The following is a 12,021-nucleotide window of genomic DNA, read 5'->3' as shown; positions in this document are numbered from 1 at the left end:
ATTCCCCGTGAACCAAACCAAAACAATGGATGGCCCCATGGATTATTCGCAGATCAACAGCGCCGAAGCCCTTGTTCTGATGCGCATGGAAGTTGCAGGCACCCTTGAGATCTGGGCGGAAGAGTCAAAGGACAACGGCAAGACAACCCCCAGAAGGTCCCCCCGCCTTTTTCACATCGCCTTCCCCGGCGAGATCATGGCCTTAGAGAGCCTCAACGCCAGTTACACCCGCGAGGCCGACAAGGGAACGTACACCGGGACCCTCCTCAGAAACTACACGGCCTCCCCCTTCCTCGACTACGTCCGGGCCGAGACCTACGCGGCCTCCACCATGAAGCATCCCCTGCACCACTTTCAGATCATCACCGAAGAGGCCATTATCGACGTGGTCACCATCACCCCGCCCCAGGTAAGCGAGGTCACCCTCGGCTAACCGGGGACATGCCTCTGCTGCTTTTCTTGAGACGAACCTGCCACCGCCCCGGACAGAGAATCGCTGCTGTGCCCGCAAGACATTCTGCAAGATTCCCCTGCCGCGACAAAGGCTTCGGCCTTGAGGGCATGGATGCGCCTGCGTGCCTGGCAGGCAAGGGCCCGATACCACTCGGACCCGGCCTCCTGGCATCGCCGACGCGCCACGGCGCATCGCCTCAGCCCCAAGGTTGCCCCGGAATTGTCCGGGACCACGGCAAGGGTTCGCTTGAAGTATCTCTCCGCGTCGCTCCAGCATCCCATCTTCAGGAACATCGCCCCCAGGGCCTGGCAGAGCCCCGGCTCCTCGTCGGAAGCAACCAGAACCACCGTGACGCCGTCTTTCACCTCGTCCAGCGCCCCACACAACACCTTGAAAAGAGAGTCGTTCCGGTCCGTTGAAGGTACGTTTCCGCTCTCCATCAGGGAGAAGATGGCGTCCCAGCACGACGCATCCCACCCGATGAGCAACACACGTGAAGGAGAGCTCATTGTTTGTTTTCCTCAGCAACCATTCTTTCGACACCTCGTTGTCTTGAGGCATTGCAGGGCAATCACCCATGTTTTCCGCAGCCGTTTTTTCGCACACACCATCCGGGATGAAACCGTATACCGAGGCAGACGCAAAAAAAAGTTAAAACAAGGCCAATTTTTTCCAATGGTTTCCTTTCAGAAAACACAAAAGGCCCGGCGGGCGGATGCCTGCCGGGCCTTCAGTAGTAAGTTCATTCAAGGGAGCATAGTCACCCTGCCATGGCGTCAGATGGAGAGGTACTGACGCTGCTCCCTTGCCGAGATATGGATACGATCCGCTTCCCACTCCTCGATTTTCAGGGTCATGAAGTTGTCGTACAGCTTCTCCCCGAGAAAGTCCTTGAGAAACTCGCTGCGCTCGGCCTCCACCAGTGCTTCGTAGAAGGTGCGGGGCAGGAAGCGCTCGTCCCAGACCTTCATCTGGTAATCACGCTCGTAGGTGCTGCCCTTGTCCGGGTTGTCCGAGGCAAGGGCCTCCCGAATGCCCTGCAGGCCCATGGCGATGAGGGTTGCCATCTGCAGGTAGACGTTGCCCGCCGGGTCCGGGTTGCGCAGCTCGATGCGGGTGGCCGAAGGGCTTGTGGTGTATGGGACCCGAACCATGGAGCTGCGGTTTCGAAAGCCCCAGCCACGCACAATGGGAGCCTCCTTTTCCACCACATACGCCTTGTAAGAGTTGACGGTGGAGGCCATGACCACCGAGGTTTCCCGGGCGTACTTGAGGATCCCGGCGATGAACTGACGGGCCACGGTGCTCAGGTTCTGGTCTGCGGCCTCGTCGTAAAAGAGGTTGGTGCCCTCGGCGTCCTGAACGGAGAGGTGCATGTGAAAGGCGTTGCGGTTGTGCTCCTTGAAGGGCTTGGGCATAAAGCTGGCATAGAACCCGTTCTCCTGGGCCACCCGCTGGGCCACATAGGTGAACAGGAGGGTCCGGTCTGCCGCGCTCACGGGGTCGGTGCACTCCAGGTTGATCTCGTGCTGGGACGGGGTGACTTCGTGGTGGGATTTTTCGTAGACGATACCGCAGCGCTCCAGAACATCCGTGATCTGCTGGCGGATGGCCTGGCCCTTGTCGTGGGGGGTGGAGTGGAAGTAGCCTGCCTGATCCGTGTGAACATCCGAGGGAAAGCCCCGCTTTGCGGTCAGGGCAAATTCATCGCCGTTGAGCAGGAAAAATTCGTGTTCGGGCCCCACCAGGAACCGAAAGCCGAACTCCTCTTCGGCGCTCCGGACCACCTCCTGGAGAATGGTCCGGGGATCCACGGCTGCCGGGGCCCCCTCCTCGTTGAGTACATTGGCGATGAAAAACCCCACCTTCTCCTCTTCAAAGGGAATCTTCCAGAGGGTGTCCGCGTCCGGCATCAGGATGCGATCGCTGTGCTCCACGTTGGCGAACCCGGCAATGGAGCTGCCGTCAAACCCCACGCCGTTTTCGAAAATTTCGCCGATTTTGTGCTTGTTCACCGACAGGTTCATGAGCCTGCCGTTGAGGTCTGTAAAAAAAAGCTTGGTGCAATCCACGTGTTCAAGATGACTGTCTACCTCGTCCATAATCTCCCGCCCAGGTGTAATTTCCGCCATGACAGCAAAGGGCCTGCCCCTGTGCTGCCTGTTTACCAGGTAAAAACATTGATTCACCACCTACCACGAAATTATTTTGAACTCAATATATGTTTACCCCGACCTCCAGTGGATTTTATTTATAATATCTCCCAAAAAAGGCCGTTTTACCATAAAAAATTAATTACAATACAATACAATTTTTCAGTTTAACCCAACCCCACACCCCCTGACTGGCCTCGTCAGCCAGCCGAACAGTGGAAGGGGAACACCCCTTGGCCACCATGGATATAGCCCCCTGCGGAAGATGAGATGAGGCTTGACGAACCCTGCGATCTCTGAGACAAAATGGGGTATTCGCAGCACACACTTACCGCCCGCGACGGCCTGCGGGCACAGATTCCACAGCCATTTACACGACAAGACCATGCACGACGGCAAACCCGGCGATGAATCGCAACGGCAGGGGTGCAGGCCATGACGTGCCTGCCCCCATCCCATCACGGTGATCCACACGATCCGGGCTTTTTCACGGGTGACGAGGGAGGATAAGATGTCCGACAGTCTGTATATTGCGGGAACAGAGGCCAGAAGCGGAAAATCAGCCATAGTCCTGGGGGTGATGGAGCTGCTGCATCGAAAAATCGGCAGGGTGGGATTTTTCCGCCCCATCATCTCGGGGCTGGACGAGCTGGACAGCAACACCCACCTCATAGCCACCCACTTCGGCCTGGAGGCTCCCTACGAGAAGATGTACGGCTACTCGGCCAAGGAGGCCACGGACCTGGCCACACGGGGCAGGCCCATGGAGGTCATCGAAGGGATCATCAAAAAGTACAATGAACTCAAAGAGACCTGCGACTTCATCGTCTGCGACGGCACCAACTACGCCACATCCACCGCCGCCTTCGAGTTCGACATCAACGCCGAGATCAGCAAGAACCTCTCCTGCCCGGTGCTGCTGGTGGCCAACGGCCACGGGAGATCCACCCACGAAACCGTCCGCGCCATGGAAGTGGCCCTGGAGTCCCTCCAGGACAAGAAGTGCCAGACCATAGGGGCCGTTATCAACCGCACGGCGCCGGAGCAGACCGAAGAGATCGTCCGTCGCCTCCGGTCCAACCCCCAGGCAGCGTCCCTTCTTATCTGCGGTATCCCGGAAAACCCGGCCCTGGCGCGCCCCACCGTTTCAGAGGTGGCACGCGCCCTGGGAGCCGAGGTGCTCTGCGGGGAGAAGTGGCTCGGATTTCACGTGAGCAGCTTTACCATCGGCGCCATGCAGATCCAGAACCTGTTGAAACGGGTCAGGCGAGGCTCCCTGGTCATCACCGCAGGGGACCGCACCGACGTCATCGTGGCCTGCCTGGCCGCCGGAGCCTCCGCCACCCGCCAGAACATCGCGGGCATGATCCTCACCGGGGGCCTGAAACCCGACGACACCATCATGGACCTGCTCACCACCGCCCCCCGGAGTTTCCCGGTCCTCAGCGTGCAGGAGGACACCTTCCCCATTGCCAGCCGGGTCAGCCGTCTCCACACCAAGATCTCCCCGGACGACGACCGAAAAATCACCCAGCTTCTGGCCCTCTTTGAAAAGCATGTGGACACAACCGAGCTGGAGCGAAAACTCGTCACCACCCGTACGGCCATCGTCACCCCCAAGATGTTTGAGTACAACCTCATCCAGCGGGCCAAGAGAAAAAAACAGCACATCGTGCTTCCCGAAGGGGACGAAGAGAGAATCCTTCGTGCCACCGAGCTCCTCCTTCATCGGGAGGTGGCCGACATCACCCTGCTGGGAAACACCGAGCGCATTCAGGAAAAAATCACCCAACTGGGCCTGCGCCTCTCCCGGGCCAACATCGTCGATCCCCACACCTCCCCCCTCCTCGAATCCTATGCCCGAACCTACTACGAACTGCGCAAACACAAGGGCATCACCGAGGAAAACGCCTGGGACGTGGTCAGGGGACGAAATTTTTTCGCCACCATGATGGTCCGGCAAGGCGACGCCGACGCCATGGTCTCGGGAGCGGTCCACAGCACGGCGGACACCATCCGGCCCGCCCTGCAGATCATCCGCACCAAGCCGGGGGTCTCCCTGGTCTCCAGCGTCTTTCTCATGTGCCTGGAGGACCGGGTCCTCGTCTACGGGGACTGCGCGGTGAACCCCGACCCCGATGCGGCCCAGCTTGCCGAAATCGCCATCAGCTCGGCCGAAACCGCCCGCACCTTCCACATCGACCCCACGGTGGCCCTCCTCTCCTATTCCACCGGGGGCTCGGGAAGCGGTGCCGACGTGGAGAAAGTCCGCGAGGCCACCCGCCTTGCCCGGGACATGGCCAGGGCAAATGGCCTGGACCTCAAGATCGAAGGGCCCATCCAGTACGACGCCGCCGTGGATTCGGCCGTGGCCCGCACCAAGCTCCCCGACAGCGAGGTGGCCGGCAAGGCCACGGTCTTTATCTTCCCGGACCTGAACACCGGCAACAACACCTACAAGGCGGTGCAGCGATCCGCCGACGCCGTGGCCGTGGGCCCCATCCTCCAGGGCCTGAGGTACCCGGTCAACGACCTCAGCCGGGGCTGCACCGTCCCCGACATCGTTAACACCGTGGCCATCACGGCTGTCCAGGCTCAGGCGGCAAGGGAGGAAAAGCCCCGATAGCCCGAGTCATCCTGCGCAGGGTACCGCCTTTACAGACGGGCCCTGCCCGGTTCCCCTTGACGGTTGAACGATTCAAGGCCGCGGTATTTTCACCCCCACGGCTTCCATACGCATCACCATGACATCGGCCCAACGCTATGCCTGTACCCTGCACCTCTTTTGAGTCCCGAGACGGAAAGACCAGACAGGTCCCGTCCCCTTCCACGCCATCTGCCCCGAAGTCCCCGGCAGATCGCACCTGCGTCCGACACTCTGTGTTGCAGGCCATTGACCTGCGCGCCTTCGGCAAAAAACGATCCCTGCTCATCGAGGCCCAGGCCGGCCAGGGGAAAACAACCCTTGCCCGCCAGTACCTGGACCACGTCTCCACCCGGAACATCTGGTGCGCCCTGGACCCTGCGGACATGGATGCCACCCGCCTCATTTCAGGGCTCTACACCCTCCTGAAAGAGGCTGTCCCCGCCTTTTCCTCCCGCACGGCAGGCACCATGCTCACCCGGGGCGATCTCTCCATCCAGGCCATGGGCAAAATCGCTCGGGCCCTCCTTGCCGACCTGAAAAAGGCCCTTAAGACCGACCTGTACATCGTCTTTGACGACCTGCACCACATCGAGGCCTCACCGGCGGCCTTAAAATTCCTCACCGCCTTTTTGTCGCAACCCACCCCGGAGCTCTACGTCATCCTCATCTCCAGGCGCCGTATCCCAAGGCAGGTCCGCGCCCTGTTTCAGTCGGGCCAGTGTGTCTACCTGGACAGCCGGTCACTGGCCTTCAGCGCGGAAGAGTCCCGTGATGTTGTGCACCGATGCATGGAACTGCCCCTGTCACGGGCGCAGCTCCACCAACTCGTTGAGACCTGCGGCGGCTGGATCACGGGGCTCAGGGCCAGGTGCCTTTTCATGGGCGGCATCCCGGCGTTGCCTCCGGTTTCCGGGGAGCGGCCCTGCCGTGACGCGGAGTTCGATTTCTGGTATTTTGCCGAGGAGGTCTACCCTGCCATGGCTGCCCATGTCTCGGATGCTCTGCTCAAACTGGCCCTGCTGGAGGAGATCCCGCGGGGCATTGCCCGGCAGGCAGGAGACGGCCCGGAGCTCTGCGATACCCTGGAGGTCCTCCGCCGTGACCACTTTTTTCTCTCCCAAAGCAAAGGCAAGGACGCGCCCTACACCTTCCATCCCCTCTTCCGGGAATTCCTGAGGATAAAGTGCAGGGAGCAATGCAGTGCCGAAGAGATCACCGACTTCCTGAATCTGGCCGGGGCATGGCACGAAAAAAACCATGGGTTCCGGTTAGCCCTCTCCTCCTATGCAGCCGCGGGCAATTTCAACGCCACGGAGACCCTGCTGAGGCGACACGGCCTCTCCCTCTACCGGTCCGAAAAGCCCCATGCCATCTACAAAATCCTCTCCACGATTCCAGCTGACGAGGCCGACACCAGGGGATGGACCTCCTTTTTCACAGGCCTCATCGCCCTTGAGACAGATCCCGCCACGGCCCTTAAGAACCTTCACCGCGCCCGCACTCTCTTTGTGGCCCAGAGGGACCTGCCCGGAGAGTTCCTGGCCACCACCGAGATCTGTATCAACCACGTCTTCATGGACGGCGAAGTCAACCGGGCCAGGCCCCTTTTTGCCAGGGCAACCGAGCTCTTCAACCGCCTGCGCCAGGGCCTGTCTCCTTTTTACCTGACCCGGGCAGCCACGGCCCTGGGCACCTGCCACCTCTACTTTACGGGGGACACCAGCGCCTCCGAAGCCTGTGCAACCTTAGCCAAACGAACGGCCCGCGAACACCACATGCAGCCCCTGCTGGTGGAGGCACACACAGCCTCCTGCTTCAACCGCATGGGCCGGGGCCGGTTTCTCAAATCCGCCGAAGAGCTCGACGCACAGCTTCCTCACCTCTCCACCCCCGGGCTCACCGAGTCCGCCAGGCTGCGCGCCGGGCTGGCCCAGCTCAACCAGCTGGAGATCACCGGGGACTTTTTCAACTACAACCACCTGAAACCCATCCTCCAGCGGCGGACGCGCCATGACCTGCTCCAACAGACGGTCCTCAATGGTTTTTCAACCATCTGGGAGACCTGCCAGGCCCTTGCCGTCGGCGACACGGAAACGGCCCTGCAGCTAACGGAAAGGGCCCTCTCCCCGGACAACGCAGGGGAAAACGCCCACCTGAAAAGCCAGTTTCTTCACTACCAGGCCTACATCTACGGATTGAAACACGAACCCGTCAAAGCGCTGGAAGCCGCCCAGGTCTCCCTGGCCCTTCGCCATCAGGCCAGGGTGCCCTATTTTGTGACTCTCCAGTCCATGGTGCTGGGGGCCATGTATGTGCAGCTCGACAGAGCCGAAGAGGCCGAGGCCTACCTGACCCGGGCCATCGACAACAGCCGGGGCTCGGGCGAGCGCTTCATCCGCTGCGGCGCCCTTGCCCACAGGGCCTGCCTCTACCTGGCCCGCAACCGGGACCAGGAGGCCTGCGGCGACATTCGAAAGCTGCTCTCCCTCATGCAGAAGGAGCGATACGTCCACTTTGACACCTGGACCCCCAGGGTCATGCTCCCTGTTCTGCAGATGGCCCGCGCCCAGGGCATCCTGCCCGAGTTTGCCCTGACCCTGGCCGAAGACCGGCTGAAGGTCTCCTTTGATGCGGAACATCGCCCCCTGCCCCTCCTTGAAATCATCACCCTGGGCAGGTTTGCCCTGTACATCGAGGGCCACGAGATCCTGGACGGCACCCGGCTAAGCCATCACGAGCAACGCCTCCTGGCCGCCTTGATCTGCTCCCCCTCCCGCAGCATGGGGATCCACGATATCTTCCATATGATATGGCCCGAATCCGATGAGGAAAAGGCGCTCAAAGCCCTGAAAGTCATGCTCTTCAGGCTGAGAAAAAAAGTCTCCCACCCTGCGGGCCGACCTGCCTTTGATTTCCAAGACTACCTCCAGCACAAAAACAGGCAGCTCTTCCTGGCCCACTGCCGCATTGACGCCCATGATTTCCTGGACGCCGCCTCCAAGGGGATGACCCACTACAGAAACCGCCAGCACTGGCAGGCGGCCAACGCCTTTCGCCATGCCCTCTCCTTCTGGAAGGGACCTTTTCTCAAGAGCATCTCCTACGACGACGCCGCCGGAGAATTTAACGATCGCTTTTTCCTCAACACACTAAGTAATGCTGCAACCGCCTGGAGCGCCCTGATCAATGCCCACGGCATCCCGAGCCGGGAAGACCTGGAGTTCATCGAACGCTCCGTCCCCCGTGGGGCAGGCACCACAGAAATGATGAACAACCTCTTTGACCTCCACGCAGCCGCCGGGAACACCGGAAAAATCCACGACCTCACCCGTGCCTACCAGGAAGCACTGGTCCGTACCGGATACACAGAAGAGGAAGTAAAAGAAGAAATAGACAGGCTCTGGGCCCCTGATTTTGGTGCGTCAACGGTTTAACCCCCACATAAAAAAGTCCGCTAACCTCACCATTTCCAAAGACATCCCCCCGAAGCTTCACATTCAGAGGCGAAAGGGCGGCCGTTTCGTAACCGAAATGTAACTCCCATTTTTATATGGTTGCCATGGTTTGGTGACCACAGGGGCGTTTCTCAGCCCCGCAGTAAACAGGGAAGACGGAAGAATAACATTGAACACCCCCGGGCAAGTCCCATGATGGCCGTGGCAGAATGAGCCATCTATCGTATCCGCTCCCCTGAAAGAAGCATCCCGTTTTTTTTAATAAGATTATGACGTCCCGACTCAGGGGCTCACTCGACGAAGTCGACGCAACACCTCCCGGCCGACAGGGCCAGGGCCGCAGTCTCGTCACGGCCCATGCCTGCCCAGCCTTGGGAGACGACTTCTGTGATGCCGGAGCCCTGATACAGGTGTATAGGGCGAGCATCGATCCTGTCGATGCGGTCTTGTGAGGACTCATCCGGGGGGGAGAGTTCTCCCTTGGCCCAGCGCACGGTTGGTGCTCAATGCCCTAGACATAAAGGCCCCGTCTTCCAGCAATGGAGGGCGGGGTCTTTTTTTTGGAACGGAGATATGAACATGTCAGCTATGTTGATAATACAAACTGTAAATCAGCCTTTGCTGTTTGTTTTTCTCACCCTTCGGGCGATCCGGGCTAATACACTTCCACGGAAACCCGGTCCAGGGCGCCGCTCTGATCCACCACAAGGATCTGGTACCGGCCGCCACGGGTGGGCCGGAAGGACCAGGTGGGCCCCTGCCCTGCCGCAACGGAGTTTTCAAACCAGTACCAGGGGCCGTTGCCCCCTTCCACCCTCAGGTCAAAGGAGGGGTAATCCCGCTTGGCATCCTTTCGCATGATGATTTCCCCGTCTTCGATCCCCTTGATACGCACAGGCTCGTCAATGACGCTGTCGGAGACCCCTGCGCATGCAGGAAGCCGAGGCGGTATGATCTGCCGTCGCCTCCGGGACGGCTCAAGCCAGCTCTCCAGGGCCACAGGCCAGAGAGTAAAGCGCTTTCGCACAGAAGGTTCTCCGGCATCGCAGCCTGACGGGATGCGATACCGACCGTCCGGGGTGACAGGGAGCTCCAGGGTGGTCACGGCAGGCCCGGAGGTCTCCCGGGTGGCGGTGAGGGTGGGAGGGGCGGTCCTGTCCAGGAGCCAGGCGATGCGTGGCTGATCGCAGCTCTGCCCCGGAGCCACGGCCTTGCCCTCGGGCCAGCAGATGGTGCCCTCGGAGACGGAGTCCGGCCGCGGCACCAGACCGGTGTGACGGGGCAGGAGCTGAAAGGCGAGTTTCAATAGCGGGGTGGCGGTCTGGGCACCGTAATGGCCCGGCACCGGAGCGCCGTCGGGCCGCCCCACCCACACCCCCACGGTGTAGTCCCGATCCACCCCCAAAGACCAGGCATCCCGGAACCCGTAGCTGGTGCCGGTCTTCACGGCAAACAAGGCCCCGGTGTCCCGGATCTGACGGGCACGGGGGGGAATCAGCATATCCTGAATGATCCAGGCGGCCCCTTCGGAGAGAAGCTTGGCTTCCTCGGCGGGAGCGCCCCGGACCAGGCGGGGCTTGATGGTTTTGCCGCCACGTCCCAGGCTGGAGAAGGCCAGCACCAGGTCCTCCAGGCTCGTGGCAAAGCCCCCCAGGGCCATGGAGAGATTGGGCACGGCCCCCACAGGCAGCTTGATGTGAAACCCGCTGTTGACCATCCCCGCATAAAAAAAACGGGGGCCCACATGGTCCATGAGCTGCACGGCCGGAAGGTTCAGGGAGTGGGCCAGGGCCGAGGCGCTGCTCACCGGGCCGCTGAAGCTGCGGTGAAAGTTCACGGGCTGGTAGTCCCCGAACCGGATGGGAACGTCCATGAGAAGGCTCTGGGAACAGATCAGCCCCTGGTCCAGGGCCATGCCAAAGACAAAGGGCTTTACCGTGGACCCCGGGGACCGAAGGGCCCGCACCATGTCCACGTGGCCGAACCGCTCCTCATTGAAAAAATCCGCAGACCCCACATAGGCCGTCACCGCCCCGGTTCGGTTCTCCATGGCAAGGACCGCCACCGACACATGGGGGGGCAGCGCGGTGGCATAATCCATCACCAGCTGCTCCATGGCTTCCTGCAGGGGAAAATCGATGAGGGTCTCCACCCGGGCGGTCCCTTCCGCGGCCCCGGCATGAAGCCGACGGGCCAGGATCGGCGCGGTCATGCTGGCCTCCACCGGCCAGGGGATCACCTTCTCCTCCTTGGCTTCGGTGACCTCCAGGGCGCTCCAGATCCCGAAGTCCTGAAGCCGATCCAGACACTTGTTCCTTGCCTTTTCCGCGGCTTCGGGAAACCGGTCCGGCCGAAAGCGGCTCGGGGACTGGGGCATCACCGCCAGAAGCGCTGCTTCGGCACGGGTAAGGTCGTCTGCCCCGTGGCCAAAATAGGCGTGACTAGCCGCCTGGACCCCTTCAAAGGTCCCGCCAAAGGGGGCGTGGTTCACATAGTAGGTGAGAATCTCAGCCTTGGAAAAATGCCACTCAAGCTGAAGGGCCGTGGCCATCTGAAGGCATTTGCCCCAAAGGCTTCGGGGCACCGGCCGACGCAGCCGGGCCACCTGCATGGTGAGGGTGGAGCCCCCCGACACGATGCGGCCGCTTGCCGCCCACTGCCAGGCCGCCCGCACCATGGACACGGGGTTGATGCCGGGGTGACGGTAGAACCACCTGTCCTCGTACCCAAGAAGGGCCTCCACATACAAGGGGGAGACCTGCTCCGGGGTCACGGGATAGCGCCACACCCCGTTGGGGTCCGCAAAAGCACGCAAGGGCGTGCCGTCCTCGGCCAGGACCACGCAGGTCCGGGTCCGGGGGGCAAGGTCCACAGGGTAGAGGCGATCCAGCGCAAAAAGCCCTGCCACCAGCAAAAGGACAAACAGGCCCAAACATAAAAAAGCCCTGGGAAACCGCCCCCCCAGGGCCTGGATCTTCTGCGCGACCGCGCTGCGATTGAAAAGCATCTGTTTCAATCAAGCCTTCTCAAATGAAAATGGTTAAAAAAAGCATGCCTCCGGCGGCGAGGTGAGCCACCTCGAAAGCTTATTGCCATTGCGCTTTGCCCTTCGTTCCTCAGGGCAAAGCGCAATGGCCTTCGGCTCGGGCTGCGCCCGACATAAACGCTGATGGGTTATGCGGGCTGGATCACAAGCTTCACCGCTACAGGATACGTTGTCACCACGTGCTCCGTGTCGATTTAACCGAACTGCCTTCTATGGTGAAAATGAATGGAAAAAGCAGGCCTCCGCCGGCCAAGGGAGTTCTGGCC

General features: G+C 61.0%; 6 protein-coding genes. 3 read left to right on the top strand and 3 right to left on the bottom strand.

Going from position 1 to position 12,021, the window contains the following annotated elements:
• Window positions 1-37: 37 nt before the first annotated feature.
• Window positions 38-433 carry a hypothetical protein gene (locus ACOYW0_RS14590; RefSeq protein WP_482414589.1) on the top strand — a complete coding sequence of 132 codons (396 nt, stop codon included), beginning with the start codon at window positions 38-40 and terminating at the stop codon, window positions 431-433.
• On the opposite strand, the gene ACOYW0_RS14585 is transcribed toward ACOYW0_RS14590, so the two are convergent.
• Complete coding sequence (locus ACOYW0_RS14585) at window positions 430-963, bottom strand: hypothetical protein (RefSeq protein ID WP_482414588.1); 534 nt, start codon at window positions 961-963, stop codon at window positions 430-432. The genes ACOYW0_RS14590 and ACOYW0_RS14585 overlap by 4 nt on opposite strands.
• A 267-nt stretch (window positions 964-1,230) precedes the next feature.
• Complete coding sequence (locus tag ACOYW0_RS14580; RefSeq protein WP_482414587.1) at window positions 1,231-2,556, bottom strand: glutamine synthetase family protein; 1,326 nt, start codon at window positions 2,554-2,556, stop codon at window positions 1,231-1,233.
• A 562-nt stretch (window positions 2,557-3,118) separates the two neighbouring features.
• Here ACOYW0_RS14580 and pta point away from each other — a divergent pair.
• The gene (pta, locus tag ACOYW0_RS14575) at window positions 3,119-5,233 is read left to right on the top strand and encodes a phosphate acetyltransferase (protein ID WP_482414586.1); all 2,115 of its coding nucleotides are present in this window, start codon (window positions 3,119-3,121) and stop codon (window positions 5,231-5,233) included.
• A 254-nt stretch (window positions 5,234-5,487) separates the two neighbouring features.
• Complete coding sequence (locus ACOYW0_RS14570) at window positions 5,488-8,688, top strand: AfsR/SARP family transcriptional regulator (RefSeq protein WP_482414585.1); 3,201 nt, start codon at window positions 5,488-5,490, stop codon at window positions 8,686-8,688.
• Window positions 8,689-9,364: 676 nt separating this feature from the next.
• Here the strand turns inward: ACOYW0_RS14570 and pbpC are convergent.
• Window positions 9,365-11,716: a penicillin-binding protein 1C gene (gene pbpC / locus ACOYW0_RS14565; RefSeq protein ID WP_482418837.1), complete on the bottom strand. Its 2,352-nt coding sequence runs from the start codon at window positions 11,714-11,716 to the stop codon at window positions 9,365-9,367.
• Between the last annotated feature and the right edge of the window lie 305 nt (window positions 11,717-12,021).

The sequence above is a fragment of the Desulfoluna sp. HI9BLuna genome, assembly GCF_056829775.1.
The sequence above is the reverse complement of the archived record's forward strand: the minus strand, read 5'-3'. Positions and strand labels throughout refer to the sequence as shown.

Bases quoted from the DNA above. Each gene is read 5' to 3' on its own strand.
- ACOYW0_RS14580 (WP_482414587.1), bottom strand. From the start codon at position 2,556: ATGGACGAGGTAGACAGTCATCTTGAACACGTGGATTGCACCAAGCTT.
- pta (WP_482414586.1), top strand. From the start codon at position 3,119: ATGTCCGACAGTCTGTATATTGCGGGAACAGAGGCCAGAAGCGGAAAA.
- ACOYW0_RS14585 (WP_482414588.1), bottom strand. From the start codon at position 963: ATGAGCTCTCCTTCACGTGTGTTGCTCATCGGGTGGGATGCGTCGTGC.
- ACOYW0_RS14590 (WP_482414589.1), top strand. From the start codon at position 38: ATGGATTATTCGCAGATCAACAGCGCCGAAGCCCTTGTTCTGATGCGC.
- pbpC (WP_482418837.1), bottom strand. From the start codon at position 11,716: ATGCTTTTCAATCGCAGCGCGGTCGCGCAGAAGATCCAGGCCCTGGGG.